General features: G+C 70.2%; 14 protein-coding genes. 8 read left to right on the top strand and 6 right to left on the bottom strand.

Going from position 1 to position 17,697, the window contains the following annotated elements:
• Positions 1 to 222 precede the first annotated feature (222 nt).
• The 6 genes from ACFVT5_RS19715 (at position 223) to ACFVT5_RS19690 (ending at position 6,989) form a co-directional block, all read left to right on the top strand.
• A complete protein-coding gene (locus tag ACFVT5_RS19715; protein ID WP_389889064.1) occupies positions 223 to 1,410 on the top strand; it encodes an alginate lyase family protein in 1,188 nt (395 codons plus the stop codon).
• 116 nt (positions 1,411 to 1,526) lie between these two features.
• Entirely contained in the window at positions 1,527 to 2,261 is a 735-nt protein-coding gene (locus tag ACFVT5_RS19710) for an ABC transporter ATP-binding protein (RefSeq protein ID WP_389889061.1), read from the top strand.
• A gap of 275 nt (positions 2,262 to 2,536) precedes the next feature.
• A complete protein-coding gene (locus ACFVT5_RS19705) occupies positions 2,537 to 5,080 on the top strand; it encodes an ATP-binding protein (RefSeq protein WP_389889058.1) in 2,544 nt (847 codons plus the stop codon).
• Between the two features lie 56 nt (positions 5,081 to 5,136).
• Positions 5,137 to 5,820, top strand: coding sequence for a response regulator (locus ACFVT5_RS19700; RefSeq protein WP_389889055.1), 684 nt, complete (start codon positions 5,137 to 5,139; stop codon positions 5,818 to 5,820).
• Positions 5,821 to 5,834: 14 nt separating this feature from the next.
• The gene (locus tag ACFVT5_RS19695) at positions 5,835 to 6,242 is read left to right on the top strand and encodes an OB-fold nucleic acid binding domain-containing protein (RefSeq protein WP_389889052.1); all 408 of its coding nucleotides are present in this window, start codon (positions 5,835 to 5,837) and stop codon (positions 6,240 to 6,242) included.
• A 3-nt stretch (positions 6,243 to 6,245) separates the two neighbouring features.
• Positions 6,246 to 6,989 carry a DUF3159 domain-containing protein gene (locus ACFVT5_RS19690; RefSeq protein WP_389889049.1) on the top strand — a complete coding sequence of 248 codons (744 nt, stop codon included), beginning with the start codon at positions 6,246 to 6,248 and terminating at the stop codon, positions 6,987 to 6,989.
• 170 nt (positions 6,990 to 7,159) lie between these two features.
• Here ACFVT5_RS19690 and ACFVT5_RS19685 read toward each other — a convergent pair whose 3' ends face one another.
• The 6 genes from ACFVT5_RS19685 to ACFVT5_RS19660 all read right to left on the bottom strand — a co-directional run bounded on the left by ACFVT5_RS19685 (position 7,160) and on the right by ACFVT5_RS19660 (position 13,666).
• Entirely contained in the window at positions 7,160 to 7,834 is a 675-nt protein-coding gene (locus tag ACFVT5_RS19685) for a potassium channel family protein (protein ID WP_389889046.1), read from the bottom strand.
• On the bottom strand, positions 7,834 to 8,502 hold the full coding sequence (locus ACFVT5_RS19680; protein ID WP_389889044.1) for a potassium channel family protein: 669 nt from the start codon (positions 8,500 to 8,502) through the stop codon (positions 7,834 to 7,836). The genes ACFVT5_RS19685 and ACFVT5_RS19680 overlap by 1 nt, the downstream gene beginning before the upstream one ends.
• A gap of 219 nt (positions 8,503 to 8,721) precedes the next feature.
• Positions 8,722 to 10,215, bottom strand: a complete 1,494-nt coding sequence (locus tag ACFVT5_RS19675) for an FAD-dependent oxidoreductase (protein WP_389889041.1) — start codon at positions 10,213 to 10,215, stop codon at positions 8,722 to 8,724.
• Positions 10,216 to 10,322: 107 nt separating this feature from the next.
• A complete protein-coding gene (locus tag ACFVT5_RS19670) occupies positions 10,323 to 11,693 on the bottom strand; it encodes a hypothetical protein (RefSeq protein WP_389889038.1) in 1,371 nt (456 codons plus the stop codon).
• Between the two features lie 123 nt (positions 11,694 to 11,816).
• Positions 11,817 to 13,094 (bottom strand): MAB_1171c family putative transporter, encoded by a 1,278-nt coding sequence (locus tag ACFVT5_RS19665; protein ID WP_389889036.1) that lies wholly within the window; start codon positions 13,092 to 13,094, stop codon positions 11,817 to 11,819.
• 14 nt (positions 13,095 to 13,108) lie between these two features.
• On the bottom strand, positions 13,109 to 13,666 hold the full coding sequence (locus ACFVT5_RS19660) for a toxin-antitoxin system, toxin component (RefSeq protein WP_389889033.1): 558 nt from the start codon (positions 13,664 to 13,666) through the stop codon (positions 13,109 to 13,111).
• 311 nt (positions 13,667 to 13,977) lie between these two features.
• On the opposite strand from ACFVT5_RS19660, the gene ACFVT5_RS19655 reads away from it, so the two are divergent.
• Together ACFVT5_RS19655 and ACFVT5_RS19650 are read left to right on the top strand one after the other, a co-directional pair.
• Entirely contained in the window at positions 13,978 to 16,041 is a 2,064-nt protein-coding gene (locus ACFVT5_RS19655) for an APC family permease (protein ID WP_389889031.1), read from the top strand.
• 158 nt (positions 16,042 to 16,199) lie between these two features.
• Complete coding sequence (locus ACFVT5_RS19650) at positions 16,200 to 17,528, top strand: class I SAM-dependent RNA methyltransferase (RefSeq protein WP_389889028.1); 1,329 nt, start codon at positions 16,200 to 16,202, stop codon at positions 17,526 to 17,528.
• The last annotated feature ends 169 nt before the right edge of the window (positions 17,529 to 17,697 follow it).

Genomic DNA, 17,697 nt, shown 5'->3' with positions numbered 1-17,697 from the left:
CATTCTCGAACAGCGCAGCACGACCGAGAGGGCCGCACCCCGCGCGGGTGCGGCCCTCTCGCATGTCCGCGTCCTCGCCCAAGTTCTCGTATCTGAACGGTGATTGAGCAGCGGGTCTTCCTTCACCTCTTGACGGAAGTCTGGTCCGTACCTATGGTCCGGGCCAGCGCGTCTGTTCATGAATCCATGCATCGTTCATATACGAGAACGGATGGCCCTCGTATGGCAGGCACCCCCACCTCCGCGACCTCGGTCGTCGTCGCCCTTGTCGCCGGCCTCCTCGTCTGGCCCACCGCCACCCCCGAGGCGAAAGCCGCACCCGCGAACTTCGCGCACCCCGGCGTCACCGTCTCGCGCGGGCAGCTCGACTTCGTCCGCGACAAGGTCAACGCCGGCGCCCAGCCCTGGAAGTCGGCGTTCGACCAGATGATCGCGAGCAAGTACGCATCCCTCTCGCGCACACCGGCGCCCCGCGCGGTCGTCGAGTGCGGCTCCTACTCCAACCCCAACTACGGCTGCACCGACGAGCGCGAGGACGCGATCGCCGCGTACACCGACGCGCTCGCCTGGTACATCACGCGCGACGACCGCTACGCGAAGAAGGCCATCGAGCTGATGGACGCCTGGTCCGCGACGATCAAGGACCACACCAACAGCAACGCACCGCTCCAGACCGGCTGGGCGGGCTCCTCGTGGCCCAAGGCCGCCGAGATCATCAAGTACACGTACACCGGCGGCTGGGCCAATTCCGGGCGCTTCTCGACGATGCTGCGCAATGTGTACCTGCCCAAGGTGATCAACGGCTCCAACTCCAACGGGAACTGGGAGCTGTCGATGATGGAGGCCGCCGTCGACATCTCCGTCTTCCTGGAGGACAAGACCTCCTACGACAAGGCCATCTCCAAGTTCCGTACCCGCACGGCCGCGTACGTCTATCTGGAGTCGGACGGCGCGCTGCCGAAGACCGTGCCCAGCCAGAACCTCGACACCCGCGACAAGATCGTCAACTACTGGCAGGGGCAGGGCACGTTCGTCACCGGGCTCACCCAGGAGACCTGCCGCGACTTCACGCACACCGGGTACGGGATCTCCGCGATCTCGCACATCGCGGAGACCAGCCGGATCCAGGGCCAGGACCTGTACGGCACCGACGTGGGCGAGCGGCTGCGTCAGGCGCTGGGCTTCCAGGCCAAGTACGAGCTGGGCGAGGCGGCACCCGGCTGGCTGTGCGGCGGCGCCCTCAACCGAGGGCTCGGCCCGATCACCGAGGTCGGCTACAACGCCATGCACAACCGGCTGGGCTTCGCCATGACCAACACTCAGGCCCTCACCACCCGGAACCGTCCGGCCGGCTCCAACAACCTGTTCGTCGCCTGGGAGACCCTCACCCACGGGGATCAGCCCAACTGACCCGCGCGTACCCCTGAGCACGTCCCCGAGCACGTCCGAGGGGACCCCGGCATTGCTGTGACCGGGCGCCGGTGACCATACTGGCGCTCGGCCACGACCGTCACGGGGGAGCACACATGACACAGGACACCAGCGGGCAGACCGGCACCACCGCCGTGGCGGAGCGCGGGGACGGCCCCATGGTGCGGGTCGAGAACCTGCACCGGTCCTACGGCACCGGGGCAGCCGCCGTGCACGCCCTGCGCGGGGTCTCCTTCACCGTGCCGCGCGGTGAACTCGTCGCCCTGAAGGGACGTTCCGGCTCCGGGAAGACCACGCTCCTCAACCTCGTCGGCGGGCTCGACACCGCCGACCAGGGCTCCCTGCACGTCGATGGACTCGACCTCGCCGAACTGGGCGAGAACGGACTCCTGGAGCTGCGGCGCGACCGTATCGGCTTCATCTTCCAGTCCTTCGGGCTGATCCCGATCCTCAGTGCCGCAGAGAACGTCGGCGTTCCGCTGCGGCTGCGCAAGGTCGACCCGCGCGAGCGCGAGGAGCGGGTCGCGCTGATGCTCTCGCTGGTCGGGCTCGCCGATCACGCCCTCCAGCGGCCCGGCGAGCTGTCCGGCGGTCAGCAGCAGCGGGTGGCCATCGCCCGCGCGCTCGCCAACAAGCCGTCGCTCGTCATCGCGGACGAGCCCACCGGACAGCTCGACGCCGAGACCGGGCACGCCGTCATGGAGCTGCTGCGGGCCGTCGTCCGCAGTGAGGGCGTCACCGCGCTGGTGGCCACGCACGACGCGGCCCTGCTCGACCTCGCGGACCGGGTCCTTGAGCTGCGTGACGGCGAGATCGTCGAGCACGCCTGACCGCTGCCAGCGCCCGACCTCGGCGGGCCCCTCGCGGTCGTCCGGTATCTCCCCCTTCGGTCTCCCGTCGCCCTTTCCGAGGTCCTCTCCTGGTCCGCCTCGGGTCTACTCCAGGTCATCCCCAGGTCATCCCCAGGTCTTCCCCCGTACGGGTATCAGGGTTACGTCAAGGACGTCCCTGACCCGTGCACCTGTCCGATTTGTCGGAGTTCCTGGCTGTAACGTCTGACCGCGGCCAACGCAGCGTGCGGCCGTCACTGGAAGACAATGGGGCCATGGGACGCGGCAAGCTTCGGATCTACCTCGGTGCGGCACCGGGCGTCGGCAAGACCTACGCCATGCTCTCCGAGGCGCACCGGCGAGTGGAACGGGGCACGGACTGCGTCGTCGCCTTCGTGGAGCACCACGACCGGCCGCGTACCGAGGTCATGCTGCACGGCCTGGAACAGGTGGCGCGCAAGAACCTGGAGTACCGCGGCACGGCGTTCACGGAGATGGACGTCGACGCGGTCCTCGCCCGGCACCCCGCCGTCGCCCTCGTGGACGAACTCGCCCACACCAACGTCCCCGGCTCCCGCAACGCCAAGCGCTGGCGGGACGTCGAGGAACTCCTCACCGCCGGCATCGACGTCATCTCGACCGTCAACATCCAGCACCTGGAGTCCCTCGGCGACGTGGTCGAGTCGATCACCGGCGTACGGCAGCGCGAGACCGTACCGGACGAGGTCGTGCGGCGGGCCGACCAGATAGAGCTGGTCGACATGTCGCCCCAGGCGCTGCGCCGCCGCATGGCGCACGGCAACATCTACCAGTCCGACAAGGTCGACGCCGCCCTGTCCAACTACTTCCGCCCCGGCAACCTCACCGCGCTCCGCGAGCTGGCACTCCTCTGGGTCGCCGACCGGGTCGACGAATACCTTCAGGCGTACCGCGGCGAGCACAACATCCGCACCACCTGGCAGGCCCGCGAACGCATCGTGGTCGGCATCACCGGCGGACCCGAGGGGCGCACCCTGATCCGCCGGGCCGCCCGCCTCGCCGAGAAGGGCGCCGGCGGCGAGGTCCTCGCCGTCTACATCGCCCGCAGCGACGGCCTGACCGCCGCGTCACCGAAGGAACTCACCGTCCAGCGCACCCTGGTCGAAGACCTCGGCGGCACCTTCCACCACGTCATCGGCGACGACATCCCCACCGCGCTCCTGGAGTTCGCCCGGGGCGTCAACGCCACGCAGATCATCCTGGGCTCATCGCGCCGCAAGGCATGGCAGTACATGTTCGGGCCCGGCGTCGGCACCACCGTCGCCCGGGAGTCCGGCCCCGACCTCGACGTGCACATCGTCACCCACGAGGAGGTCGCCAAGGGCCGCGGCCTGCCCGTCGCCCGGGGCGCCCGGCTGGGCAGGCCCCGGATCATATGGGGCTGGCTGGTCGGCGTCGCGGGACCGGTCCTCCTCGCGACGGTCCTCAACAACGTCGACTCGCAGCTCGGGCTCGCCAACGACATGCTGCTGTTCCTCGCGCTGACGGTCGCCGCCGCCCTCCTCGGCGGACTGCTGCCGGCCCTCGCGTCGGCGGCCTTCGGATCGTTCCTGCTCAACTGGTTCTTCACACCGCCACTGCACCGCGTCACCATCGCCGACCCCAAGAACATCGTCGCCATCGTGATCTTCGTCGGGGTCGCCGTGTCGGTCGCCTCCGTGGTGGACCTCGCCGCGCGCCGCACCCATCAGGCCGCCCGGCTGCGCGCCGAGGCCGAGATCCTGTCCTTCCTCGCCGGCAGCGTCCTGCGCGGCGAGACCACCCTCGACGCCCTCCTTGAGCGGGTACGCGAAACCTTCGGGATGGAGTCGGTGGCCCTGCTGGAACGCGAGAGCGACGTCACGCCCTGGACCTGCGCGGGCAGCGTCGGGCCCAACCCCTCCGACCGGCCCGAGGACGCCGATGTGGACATGCCCGTCGGCGACCACATGGCCCTCGCGCTTTCCGGCCGGGTGCTGCCCGCCTCGGACCGCCGTGTCCTGGCCGCGTTCGCCGCCCAGGCCGCCGTCGTGGTCGACCGCCAGCGCCTCAAGCAGGAGGCCGACCAGGCCCGCACGCTCGCTGAGGGCAACCGCATCCGCACCGCGCTCCTCGCCGCCGTCAGCCACGATCTGCGCACCCCGCTCGCCGCCATCAAGGCCGCCGTCTCCTCACTCAGGTCCGACGACGTGGCGTGGTCCGAGGAGGACCAGGCCGAACTGCTCGCCGCCATCGAGGAGGGCGCCGACCGCCTCGACCACCTGGTCGGCAACCTCCTCGACATGTCCCGCCTCCAGACCGGCACCGTCGAACCCCTGATCCGCGAGATCGACCTGGACGAGGTCGTGCCGATGGCGCTGGGCGGCGTGCCCGAGGACAGCGTGGAGCTGGAGATCCCGGAGAGCCTGCCCATGGTCGGCGTCGACCCGGGCCTCCTGGAGCGGGCCGTCGCGAACATCGTCGAGAACGCCGTCAAGTACAGCCCCGAGGAGCGGCACGTCCTGGTCGCCGCCAGCGCCCTCGGCGACCGGGTGGAGGTCCGGGTGGTCGACCGCGGCCCAGGAGTCCCCGACGACGCCAAGGAACGCATCTTCGAGCCGTTCCAGCGGCACGGGGACGCCCCGCGCGGCGCGGGCGTCGGCCTCGGTCTCGCCGTCGCCCGCGGCTTCGTGGAGGCGATGGGCGGCACCCTCGCCGCCGAGGACACCCCTGGCGGCGGTCTCACCATGGTCCTCACCCTCAAGGCCGCCGCGGGCCGGCCCAGACCGGCGCAGGTCCGGCCGGCCGAGGCGGTCACATGATCCCCGTCCACGCCCCGGTCACATCGGAACCCGGACCACCAGAAAGGCAGGCGCCCATGACCCGGGTGCTCGTGGTCGACGACGAACCGCAGATCGTCCGCGCGCTCGTGATCAACCTCAAGGCTCGCAAGTACGAGGTGGACGCCGCGTCCGACGGCGCCGGCGCGCTCCAGCTCGCCGCTGCCCGCCACCCCGACGTCGTGGTCCTCGACCTCGGCCTGCCGGACATGGACGGCGTCGAGGTGATCAGGGGGCTGCGCGGCTGGACCCGGGTGCCGATCCTCGTCCTGTCCGCCCGGCACAGCTCCGACGAGAAGGTGGAGGCGCTCGACGCGGGCGCCGACGACTACGTCACCAAGCCGTTCGGCATGGACGAACTCCTCGCCCGGCTGCGCGCCGCCGTCCGCCGCGCGGAGCCCACCGGAGGCGGCGAGGACGATGTGATCGTCGACACCGGGGACTTCACGGTCGACCTGGCCGCGAAGCGGGTCAACCGCGCGGGACGTGATGTCCGCCTCACCCCGACCGAGTGGCACCTGCTGGAGGTCCTGGTACGCAACACCGGCCGCCTGGTCAGCCAGAAACAGCTGCTCCAGGAGGTCTGGGGCCCCTCCTACGGCACCGAGACCAACTACCTCCGGGTCTACATGGCCCAACTGCGCCGCAAGCTGGAGGCGGACCCCTCGCACCCCCGGCACTTCATCACCGAACCTGGCATGGGTTACCGCTTCGAGCGATAGGTACGCTTCCCCGTATGAGTGCTGTTCCTCGACCCGACAAGCCGACGGGCCGGTTCCGGCGCCTGCTCGACCGGCTCGCCGACATCTCGGCGTCCCAGGAGGACCTGGAGTCGGAGGAGCTGCGCGAGGACTCCGCGACCACCGGCTGTACCCGCATCGGTGACTGCCGCGACCGCCAGATAGTCACCGTAACTGGTACCTTGCGCACGGTCACTCTGCGCCCACGGGCCGGAGTGCCCGCCCTGGAGGCGGAGCTGTTCGACGGCTCGGCCGCGCTGGACGTCGTCTGGCTCGGCAGGCGTTCCATCGTCGGGATCGAGCCGGGGCGCAGACTGATCGCGTCCGGGCGGATCTCGCTGAGCCATGGCCGCCGGGTGCTGTTCAACCCCAAGTACGAACTCAGACCCCTCGGACGGGAGTAGCCGGTGACGTCCCTCGACAAGCCGACCGACCACCGGAGCACAGCGCGGGACACCGGATCCGCGCAGGACACCGGGTCCGCCGACTCCAGAGCCGTGACCGAGGCAGCGCTCTTCGAGGCGTTCGGCGGGGTACGGGGGATGGTGGAGACCGTCGTCCCCGGGCTGCTCTTCGTCACCGTCTTCACGATCAACAAGAACCTGCATGTGTCGGCGCTCGCCGCGCTCGGCGTGTCACTGCTGCTCGTCGTCGTGCGCCTGGTGATGCGGGACACCGTCAAGCACGCCTTCAGCGGGGTCTTCGGGGTCGCCTTCGGTGTCGTCTTCGCGATGATGACCGGCAACGCCAAGGACTTCTATCTGCCCGGCATGCTCTACACGCTCGGGCTCGCCCTCGCCTACATCATCACCACCCTCGCGGGTGTCCCGCTGATCGGTCTGATCCTCGGCCCGGTCTTCAAGGAGAACCTGTCCTGGCGGACCAGGAACCCGGGCCGCAAGAAGGCGTACGCGAAGGCCAGTTGGGCATGGGGCCTCATCCTGCTCGCCAAGTGCGCGATTCTCTTCCCGCTGTACTGGTGGGCCGACACCGCCCAGCTCGGCTGGGTTCTCGTCGCGCTGAAGATTCCGCCGTTCCTGCTGGCGGTATGGCTGACCTGGGTGTTCCTGGCGAAGGCGCCCGCGCCGATTGACGTGTTCGCGGAAATGGAGGCCGAAGAGGCCGCCGCGAAGCGTCCTGCGGACGGCTGACCCGTATTGGTGCCGTTCGTTGTGATTCCGCCGGACACTCGCCGTGGGGGCGCGCCGCCGTTGCGGCGGGATTCAGGCTGCGCCTGACGCTCTGATACCTCTGGTACGGGGAGGGGGGCGCCGGAAGTATCCGGCGCCCCCCTCCCCGTACCAGAGGCCGAAGCGTCTGCTCAGTCCGTCATTTCCTTGCGGACCGAGAGCAGGTCTTCGAGTTGTTCCTCTCGGGCCTGGGCCGCTACGAAGAGGAGTTCGTCGCCCGCTTCCAGGGAGTCCTCCTGGGTGGGTGCCATGACGCGGGTGCCGCGGATGATCGTGACCAGTGAGGTGTCCTCGGGCCACTGGACGTCGCCCACCTGCGTACCGGCGAGGGCCGACTCGGGCGGCAGGGTCAGTTCGACGAGGTTGGCGTCGCCGTGGCTGAAGCGCAGCAGCCGCACCAGGTCGCCGACGCTCACGGCCTCCTCGACCAGGGCCGACATCAGGCGCGGCGTCGAGACGGCGACGTCGACGCCCCAGGACTCGTTGAACAGCCACTCGTTCTTCGGGTTGTTGACGCGGGCGACGACGCGCGGGACGCCGTACTCGGTCTTCGCGAGCAGTGACACGACCAGGTTGACCTTGTCGTCGCCGGTCGCGGCGATCACGACATTGCAGCGCTGGAGCGCGGCCTCGTCGAGCGAGGTGATCTCGCAGGCGTCGGCGAGCAGCCACTCGGCCTGCGGGACGCGCTCGACCGAGATCGCGGTCGGCGCCTTGTCGATCAGCAGGATCTCGTGCCCGTTCTCCAGCAGCTCTCCGGCGATGGACCGGCCCACCGCGCCCGCTCCGGCAATGGCGACCCTCATCAGTGACCGCCCTCCTCGGGGCCTTCGGCGAAGGCCGCCTCGACCTTCTCGACGTCGTCTGTCCGCATCATCACGTGGACCAGGTCGCCCTCCTGGAGGACCGTCTGCGAAGACGGCAGGATCGCCTCGCCCAGCCGGGTGAGGAACGCGACCCGCACCCCGGTCTCCTCCTGGAGTTGGCTGATCTTGTGGCCGACCCAGGCCGTCGACGCGTGCACCTCGGCGAGCTGCACCCCTCCGGTCGGGTCCCGCCACAGCGGCTCGGCACCGGACGGCAGCAGCCGGCGCAGCATCTGGTCGGCGGTCCAGCGGACCGTGGCGACCGTCGGGATGCCCAGGCGCTGGTAGACCTCGGCGCGGCGGGGGTCGTAGATCCGGGCCGCGACGTTCTCGATGCCGAACATCTCGCGGGCCACGCGCGCGGCGATGATGTTCGAGTTGTCGCCACTGGAGACCGCGGCGAACGCGCCGGCCTCCTCGATCCCGGCCTCGCGCAAGGTGTCCTGATCGAAGCCGACGCCGGTGACCCGACGGCCGCCGAACCCGGAGCCGAGGCGCCGGAAGGCGGTGGGGTCCTGGTCGATCACGGCGACCGTGTGCCCCTGCTGTTCCAGGGTCTGCGCGAGAGCGGAACCCACTCTGCCGCAGCCCATGATGACGATGTGCACCTAGCCCTACCCCGAGTTCCTGGTCAACACGCTGACCTGCGAAAACACCCTGCTCACTTCTCTCTCTCAGTCTGCCAGGCAACAACGGGGCAACAGCATGCGGTATTGCAGGAAATGAGCTTATGCCGTAACCGCCGTCTTGCCCTCATCGGTGCGGGCTCCGACCTTGTGACGCGGGCGGTGAGCGCCTCGCCGTTCAGGCGCTGGGCGGCCGGTGACTCAGGCGCTGAGGGCCGTCCGCTCGGCCTCGGTCAGCGGAGGGCCGTCGAGGAGGGGCAGTTTCCGGCCGAAGAACACCCGCAGCACCATGTCGGGCCTGAGCAGCCGGGTCGGCGGGCGCTCCATGCTCATCACGTCGAGCAGGGCGCGCAGGGCGTGCGGGTTCCGGGCGCCCGTGTCGACGGCGCGGTCGATGAAGGTGGCGAAGACCTTCTCCAGCGGGGTGGGCGGCTGCTCGCTGGCGCCGGGATAGAAGATGTCCTGGCCCACCGCGAGGTCCCAGGCGCGGCCCACCGGCCGCGCCGCCGCGCGCTGGATCCGCCGGGCCGTCCCCGGCCCGTCCGGGCCGTGCTCGCGCAGGACGTCCTGAAGGGCCACGGCACTTTGCGCCGCCGCCGTCAGGCCGTGCCCGTACACCGGGTTGTATCCGGCGACGGCGTCACCGAGTACGGCGAAGCCGGCCGGCCAGTCGGTCATCTTCTCGTAGTAGCGCCGGATGTTGGCGGTGCTACGGGTGGTGACCACGTCGGTGAGGGGGTGCGCGTCGGCCAGCAGGTCCGCGATGACGCGATGGGGGAGTGACCGCGTGAAGGGGACGAAGTCGTCGTTGTCGCCGGTGGGTTCTCCGCCGCGGGTTCCGGAGAGTGTCACCAGCCAGCGTCGGGTTTTGGAGGCGCCGCTCTCGGACGGGCCGTCCTCTATCGGGAGGATGACGCCGCCCCGGCCGGGCGGCTGCCGGGGGTCGGCCTGCACATTGACGATCGGGAAGTTGTCGCCCGCGGACGCGGGTGCCTCGTAGATCCGGCTGGCGTAGCGGACGCCGGCGTCCACGACGCGCTCGTGGACCGGTGGATGCCCCAGTTCCGCGAGCCAGTGCGGGGCGCGACTGCCGCGGCCACTCGCGTCGATCACCAGGTCGGCGGTGAGGGACTCCTCCGCGCCCTGGTTCCGGCCCTGATCCTGGCCCTGATCCCGGCTCTGGTTCCCGTCCTTGCCCAGGTCGCCGCCTACCGGCCGGACCCGGACTCCGGTGACGCGCCCGGCGGTGCCCGTCAGGGCGACCGGCTCGGTCCGCTCCCGCAGCGTGACGCCTTTGCGGCTGAGCACCTCGGCGCGGATCGTGTCGTCCAGGAGGTCACGGCTACAGACGACGTTGACGTGGTGGGCGTGGTTGAACCTGCGGAACCACTGGCCCGACGGTGCCTTGGAGACCATGCCGCTCATGATCGGAACGCGGCGGGCACCATGGGCCACCAGCCGGTCGAGGACTCCGGGCAGCAGATGTTCGATCGCCTTCGCGCCGCCGGACCACAGCAGGTGCGCGTGGCGGGCCTGCGGCAGTCCCTTGCGGGGAGCGGGGCCGTCGGGCAGGACGTCCCGCTCGATGACGGTGACCTCTGCGTGGTCGGCGAGTACGGCGGCGGCGAGCATGCCGGTCATGCCCCCTCCGATGACGATCGCGGTACCTCGACGGGCGGAGGTTCTGTCAGGCATGGGCGGCCCTCTCTGTTCGGCGCACGCCGTGGAGGGCGGGATGTCGTCAACTTCCGTTGTTCCAGGCATGCGTGACGTTCACTCGAACGAGTGACAGCTTCAGAACATTACGACGGGCGGGGCTCCGTGGCACGCGTCGCCCCGGCCGCCCGCCGCCGGGCTTCGGCGACGATCGGCGAGGACGACAGGGCCTGGGCGAGGCCCACCATCAGATGCGGCTCGTTGACGGACCGCAGCAGGCCCATGTCCGCCGGGATCTCGGCACTCCGGTCGGCCGCCATCCGTACCCGGGCCGCGGCGAGCATGGCGGCTTCGGCCACGATTTCGGCGGGGTCCGGGTCCACGGGGGCGGGTACGGCGGGGTCCGGTGTCCTGGCGCCCGGAGTCCTGGGGTCCGGTGTTCCGGGGATCGGTGCGATGGGGTTCGGCGCCGTGGGGTTCGCCGGTCTCGCGGGCTCGCATTCCGCTTCCGAACCCGCTGCCGAATTCGGATCCGCTGCCGAATCCACTTCCGAACCCGGTTCCGCTGTCGCGTCCCGCGCGCGTGCGGCTGCGTACGCCGTCCTCCTGATCTCGTCGTCGAGGTACGGGGCGCAGAGCAGGACGCCGTCCAGGATCGCGATCTCCTGGCGGGCCAGACGTACCACGGGCGGGTCCCACCAGTGGGCGTCCGAGCCCGAGGGCCGCAGCGCGCGCATCTCCACCCAGAGGGGCCGCAGCAGCCGGCGGCGCTTCCAGGCACGGACGTTGTCCGCGACCGACGGGCCGACCCGGGGCAGCGCGAAGCCCGCGGCGACGGTGAGACCGGCCGCCGCCACGAGGGGAGGCGACACGGTCGTGGAGAGGACATCCCAGTCGTGGCCGATCCAACGGGCGGCCATGGCCGTGTACTTGGCGATCTGGTACGACAGATCGAACAGCGCGCCCACGACGATCAGGGTCAGTCCCGTGCGGGTCAGGTCGCGTACCTCCCGCAGCCAGCAGAGGCCCATGGTCGCGAGGGCGACGGTCGCCGCGGTGTGGAAGACCAGGTACAGCATGATCATCTCGCGCATGTACGGCGTCGTGGCGTAGTACGTGTCCAGGTCCCGGGTCCGCTCGACGGGGACGTCGGCCAGCGCGAAGAGGACCACGATGCCGATGATCACCAGCACGTAGACGCCCACGACCAGACGGCAGGCGCGGCCCACCTGGTCGGTCGGCCCGCCCCGCCAGACGATCATCAGGACGAGGTAGCAGGCACTGAGCGCCGACATACCGGAGTAGACGAGTGCGGCGGAGAAGTTGGCGATGCCGGTCAGGCCGTTGACGGCACCGATCGTGGTGGGCGCGGACAGGAGGCAGACGAGGGAGCCGACGAGCAGCAGCGCACTGCTCGCGGCCAGCGGCGGGTCACGCCACGATTCCTTCGTGGTCGAGAGTTTGAGGGCCACCGTGAGCAGAAGGACCACGCCGGGGACGTAGAAGACGATGTCCATGGCGTCACGGGTCTTCCGCGCGGGGCGGCGGCACGTGACCGACCGCCGTGCGGACCGCAACGGTGACGGCCGCGCCCATCGGGACGGCTGTGGCTGTCGGGGTGGCGCTCCGAGGTGGTCGGCTCATGTGGAGGATTTCTCGCCATCTTCGACCGAGGACGACGAGTTCGCCTGGGACGAGGGGTTCGCCGGGGACGACGAGTTCGCCGAGGACGAGGCGTTCGCCGTGGTCGCGGACATCGCGGGGGTGTCCTCGCGTACCGCCCTCACGACCGGTGACGTACGCAACGCGTCGGACACCTCCGGCAGGGTGTCCCGCAGGGCGTCGATCTCGGCGTGTTCGGGGACGACGGCGGGCCGGTCCCGCGTACCCTCACGGGTCGCCTGGACAGCGGCGGCGATCATCGCGGCGTGCCCGATGTGAGCGGCATCGGCGGCGGTGTGTCCGGCGGCATCGGCGGCGTCCCGCGCACGCGCGCGGACGGCGTCGTCGAGACACGGTCCCACCAGACTCAGCCCGTCCTGGATGCCCGCCTCGCGGCGCGTGAGGCGGACGTACGGCGGTGAGTGCCAGGGGATGGGCGCGGCGAGTGGGAGCCGGGGCGAGGCGGTGCCGAGTTCGTGCCACAGGGGGCCGAGCCGTCGGTACGTGGTCATCGCCCGCCGGGTCGAGGCCAGCCAGGGCCCCACGAGCGGCAGCAGGAAGCCGACGGTGGCGCAGGGGGCGGACAGGGCGGAGAGCAGAGGGGCCAGGTCCGTGCTGAGGGTGTTCCAGTCCCGGCCGGTCCACTGGGCGACCACCGCGACCAGTTTGAGGCCGCTGAACGTCAGGTTGAGCAGCCAGCCGACGACGAGGATCCACAGGCCCGCGCGCAGCCACCCCCGGACCTGGAGGGCCCAGCGCCAGCACATCACCGTGGTGACGAGTGCGGCGGTCATATGGGCGAGCAGATACAGCAGGATCATCTCGCCGATGAACGGCGTCGTCGCGTAGTAGGTGTCGAAGTCGGTGAGGCGGTTCACGGGGGCGTCACCGAGGGCGAACAGGACGACCAGCGCGGATGCGACCAGGAGGTATCCGGCCTGCCACCGGCGCGAGACACGGGTCACGTAGGCGGGCGGGCCGCCGCGCCAGTGGATGACCAGCAGCAGACAGGACGCGCTGAAGCCGCTGATGATGCTGTACACGAGGGGGCTGGAGAAGTTCGCCACGCCACTGGCCTCGTTCACGGCGGCGATCGTGGGCGGGGCCGCGAAGAAGAAGCCGGCGCCGCCCACGGCGATGACCAGGCCGACGGTCCGTACGAGTGGGTCGCGCCACCCCCGTACCAGACCGGGCAGTTTCACGGCCAGGCCGATCCACAGGGCGACGGCGGGTATGTAGTAGTCCGATGAGTCCACGGCTGCGATCCGGCTCAGACCCGTGGGCGGCGGTGTCCCAGTGACGCCCCGATGCGTCCCGCGATCCGGCGCCGGTCCGTGGGCACGCCCTCGGGGCCGCCCTCCAGCCGGACCCGGAACCGGGTGACCGCCAGCAGCCCGAACCGCTCGGCGTCCGCTTCCTCGGTGCTGTCGAACTCGGTGCGCGCGGCCACCTTCAGCACCGCCTCCTGGAGCTGGGGAAGATCGGGAAGACCAGGGATGTCGGCGCGTGCCGAGAGCATCCGGGCCGCCACCGCCTTGCCCACGGCATGCCCGCCGCAGTCTCCCTTGACCATGTGCCAGACCTCGTGGAAGAAGATCGCCAACTGGTGCAGCGGGGTCGCCCGCCGGTCGACCACGATGAGATCGTGGCCGGGCAGGTCGAGCCAGAGTCCGCTCGCGGTCCGGTGCGGGAACTCCTCCTTGACGAGGGTCACCTCACGGCCCCTGATCCGGCTCAGGTCGGCGATCAGGGCGTCGAACAGCGCATCGCCTTCCGTGCGGACGGGCAGGCCGAGGCCGCCGTCCAGACGGTCGATGAGGTGACGCATCTCCCTCGCTTTGCGCACTGCTCTCCCCGGGAACGTCGAATCTGCGGGACCGCGACTCTGCACGCAATATGCCAAAGCCGCCGCTCCCACGGCCACAGTGGAATGCCCCCGTCCGCAGCCGCCTCAGGATCTCTACGGAGATCGGCTCGGGTATGAGCCGATATGCCCGACACGGGTACGACGCTCGCGTGGCTGGAATCGGATGCCGCGACGGGTCCGGAGCGATGCCCGACAGGTCCGGTGTGATCATCCGTAAGCCTTGTGGGGTGGTGGGTGGGCGCTCCCCCGTTCGACCGCTTACGATCCTCTCCGTGTCCAAACTGACCGACGTGCCCAAACGGATCCTCATCGGGCGCGCCCTGCGCAGTGATCGGCTAGGAGAGACGCTCCTGCCGAAGCGCATCGCCCTACCCGTTTTCGCCTCCGACCCGCTGTCCTCCGTGGCCTACGCGCCGGGTGAGGTGTTGCTGGTTCTTTCGATCGCGGGTGTGTCGGCCTACCACTTCAGTCCCTGGATCGCCCTCGCCGTCGTCGTCCTCATGTTCACCGTCGTCGCCTCGTACCGGCAGAACGTCCACGCGTACCCCAGCGGCGGCGGCGACTACGAGGTCGCGACGACCAATCTCGGCCCCAAGGCGGGCCTGACCGTCGCCAGCGCGCTCCTCGTCGACTACGTGCTCACGGTGGCCGTGTCCATCTCCTCCGGCGTCGAGAACCTCGGCTCCGCGATCCCCTTCGTCGTCGAGCACAAGGTGCTGAGCGCCGTCGTCGTGATCGTGCTCCTGACCCTGATGAATCTGCGCGGGGTGAAGGAGTCCGGAAAGCTCTTCGCGATCCCCACCTATGTCTTCGTCACGGGCGTCTTCCTCATGATCGCCTGGGGCGCGTTCCGCGGACTCGTCCTCAACGACACCATGCGGGCACCCACCTCCGATCTGCACATCCAGGCCGAGCACCAGGGGCTCGCCGGCTTCGCGCTGGTCTTCCTGCTGCTGCGTGCCTTCTCCTCGGGCTGTGCCGCGCTCACCGGCGTCGAGGCCATCAGCAACGGCGTCCCGGCCTTCCGCAAGCCCAAGTCGAAGAACGCCGCGACCACCCTCGCGGCCATGGGCCTGCTCGCCGTCACCATGTTCTGCGGCATCATCGCGCTGGCCATGGCCACCAACGTCCGGATGGCCGAGAACCCCGCCAAGGACCTGCTGCGCGACGGCGTCCCGGTCGGCGGCGGCTATGTCCAGGACCCGGTGATCTCCCAGGTCGCCGCCGCGGTCTTCGGCGCGAACACCTTCTTCTTCGTGATCCTCGCCGCCGCGACGGCCCTCGTCCTGTTCCTCGCCGCGAACACCGCGTACAACGGCTTCCCGCTGCTCGGCTCGATCCTCGCGCAGGACCGCTATCTGCCGCGCCAACTGCACACACGCGGCGACCGGCTCGCCTTCTCCAACGGCATCGTGGTGCTCGCCGGCGCCGCCGCCCTCCTCGTCGTCATCTACGGTGCGGACTCGACCCGGCTGATCCAGCTCTACATCGTCGGTGTGTTCGTGTCGTTCACGCTCAGCCAGACCGGCATGGTCCGGCACTGGAACCGGCATCTGCGGACCGAGAAGGACCCCGGCAAGCGCCGCCACATGATCCGCTCCCGCGCGATCAACACCTTCGGCGCCTTCTTCACCGGTCTGGTGCTCGTCGTCGTCCTCGGCACCAAGTTCACGCACGGCGCCTGGGTCGCCCTCCTCGGCATGTGCATCTTCTACGCGACGATGACCGCGATCCGCCGCCACTACGACCGCGTCGCCGAGGAGATCCATGCTCCGGAGGTCCCCACCGACGACGTGGTCCGTCCCTCACGCGTCCACTCCATCGTGCTCGTCTCCAAGATCCACCGGCCGACGCTGCGCGCCCTCGCGTACGCCAAGCTGATGCGCTCGGACACCCTGGAGGCGCTGAGCGTCAATGTCGACCCGGCCGACACCAAGGCGCTCAAGGAGGAATGGGACCGGCGCGGTATCGACGTACCCCTGAAGGTGCTGGACTCGCCGTACCGGGAGGTCACGCGGCCCGTGGTCGAGTATGTGCGGGGGCTGCGCAGGGAATCGCCGCGCGAGGTGGTCAGCGTGATCATTCCCGAGTACGTGGTGGGTCACTGGTACGAGCATCTGCTGCACAACCAGAGCGCGTTGCGCCTCAAGGGCAGGCTCCTGTTCACGCCCGGTGTGATGGTGACCTCGATCCCGTACCAACTGGAGTCCTCCGAGGTGGCCAAGAAGCGGGCCCGCAAGCGGCAGGAGTGGAACGCGCCGGGCGCGGTGCGGCGCGGGCCGGTCGAGAAGCGGGGCTCTTCGTCCCACGCGGGCGGTTCGACGAAGAAGGGCTGACCCGGGGCCCGCGCGGCCGTGTTCCGGGAGGCCGGCGGTTTCGGGGGTCTCGCGGCCGTGTGGTGAGCGGGTGGTCGGGGCGCACGTAGACTGGTGGGCTGTTGTCCTGCCGGGCGGTGCCCGGCCGCTCGCCTCTCACGTTGTGGAGTCACCCCGCCATGCAGGCAGAACCGAAGAAGTCGCTGGTGGGCGAGGAGTACGAGGTCGAGATCGGCCCCGTCGCCCATGGCGGCCACTGCGTCGCCCGTACCGACGAGGGCCAGGTCCTCTTCGTACGGCACACCCTGCCGGGGGAGCGGGTGATCGCACGGGTGACCGACGGCGAGGAGGACTCCCGCTTCCTGCGGGCCGACGCCGTGACGATCCTGGACCCGTCCAAGGACCGCGTCGAAGCACCCTGCCCCTACGCGGGTCCGGGCCGCTGCGGTGGCTGCGACTGGCAGCACGCCAAGCCGGGCGCCCAGCGCCGCCTCAAGGGCGAGGTCCTCACCGAACAGCTCCAGCGGCTCGCCGACCTCACCCCCGAGGAGGCCGGCTGGGACGGCACGGTGATGCCCGCCGACGGCGACAAACTGCCCCCGGGCGAGGTGCCCGCGTGGCGCACCCGGGTCCAGTACGCGGTCGACGACGAGGGCAGGGCCGGGCTGCGCAGGCACCGTTCGCACGAGGTCGAGCCCGTCGACCACTGCCTGATCGCGGCGGAGGGCGTCAGCGAACTCGGCATCGAGCGGCGGGACTGGTCGGGCATGGACACCGTCGAGGCCATCGCCGCGACCGGCTCCCAGGACCGGCAGGTCATCCTCACCCCGCGTCCCGGCGCCCGGCTGCCCCTCGTGGAACTCGACCGTCCGGTGTCCGTGATGCGGGTGGACGAGAAGGACGGCGGCGTCCATCGGGTGCACGGCCGCCCCTTCGTGCGCGAGCGGGCCGACGACCGCACCTACCGGGTCGGCAGCGGCGGCTTCTGGCAGGTCCACCCGAAGGCCGCCGACACGCTGGTCACGGCGGTCATGCAGGGCCTCATGCCACGCAAGGGCGAGACGGCGCTCGACCTGTACTGCGGCGTCGGCCTGTTCGCCGGCGCGCTCGCCGACCGGGTCGGCGAGACGGGTGCGGTACTCGGCATTGAGTCCGGCAAGCGGGCCGTCGAGGACGCCCGCCACAACCTGGCCGGCTTCGACCGGGTCCGGATCGAACAGGGCAAGGTGGAGTCCGTCCTCCCGCGCACCGGCATCACCGAGGCCGACCTCGTCGTCCTCGACCCGCCCCGCGCCGGCGCGGGCCGCCCCACGGTCGCCCACCTCACCCAACTCGGCGCCCGCCGCATCGCCTACGTGGCCTGCGACCCGGCGGCGCTGTCCCGGGACCTTGCGTACTTCCGCGCGGGGGGTTACCGGGTACGGACGCTCCGCGCGTTCGATCTGTTTCCTATGACGCATCATGTGGAGTGCGTGGCGATTCTTGAGCCGGTGGCTAAGGGCTCCTGAGCTGCGGTTTGGTGCGTGCGCGTTATGTGCGATGTGGGCGTTATGGGCGATATCTCGCCATTCCGCACAGGGTATGGCTGGTCCCTCAATACTTCGTCGCATGAAGCACTACATCGGATGACCATTCCTTCGGCGAGGGGATTGGCTTGCGGGACCTGTCACCTCGCCG

Origin of the sequence: Streptomyces sp. NPDC058001 (genome assembly GCF_042886315.1) — a bacterium.
In the GTDB taxonomy this organism is placed as follows: domain Bacteria; phylum Actinomycetota; class Actinomycetes; order Streptomycetales; family Streptomycetaceae; genus Streptomyces.
Note: the sequence above shows the minus strand (reverse complement) of the source record. Positions and strands in the feature narration are given on the sequence as shown.

Excerpts from the sequence above, each read along its gene's own strand:
- ACFVT5_RS19715 (WP_389889064.1), top strand. The coding sequence starts at position 223 with ATGGCAGGCACCCCCACCTCCGCGACCTCGGTCGTCGTCGCCCTTGTC.
- ACFVT5_RS19710 (WP_389889061.1), top strand. The coding sequence starts at position 1,527 with ATGACACAGGACACCAGCGGGCAGACCGGCACCACCGCCGTGGCGGAG.
- ACFVT5_RS19705 (WP_389889058.1), top strand. The coding sequence starts at position 2,537 with ATGGGACGCGGCAAGCTTCGGATCTACCTCGGTGCGGCACCGGGCGTC.
- ACFVT5_RS19700 (WP_389889055.1), top strand. The coding sequence starts at position 5,137 with ATGACCCGGGTGCTCGTGGTCGACGACGAACCGCAGATCGTCCGCGCG.
- ACFVT5_RS19695 (WP_389889052.1), top strand. The coding sequence starts at position 5,835 with ATGAGTGCTGTTCCTCGACCCGACAAGCCGACGGGCCGGTTCCGGCGC.
- ACFVT5_RS19685 (WP_389889046.1), bottom strand. The coding sequence starts at position 7,834 with ATGAGGGTCGCCATTGCCGGAGCGGGCGCGGTGGGCCGGTCCATCGCC.
- ACFVT5_RS19675 (WP_389889041.1), bottom strand. The coding sequence starts at position 10,215 with ATGCCTGACAGAACCTCCGCCCGTCGAGGTACCGCGATCGTCATCGGA.
- ACFVT5_RS19670 (WP_389889038.1), bottom strand. The coding sequence starts at position 11,693 with ATGGACATCGTCTTCTACGTCCCCGGCGTGGTCCTTCTGCTCACGGTG.
- ACFVT5_RS19660 (WP_389889033.1), bottom strand. The coding sequence starts at position 13,666 with ATGCGTCACCTCATCGACCGTCTGGACGGCGGCCTCGGCCTGCCCGTC.
- ACFVT5_RS19650 (WP_389889028.1), top strand. The coding sequence starts at position 16,200 with ATGCAGGCAGAACCGAAGAAGTCGCTGGTGGGCGAGGAGTACGAGGTC.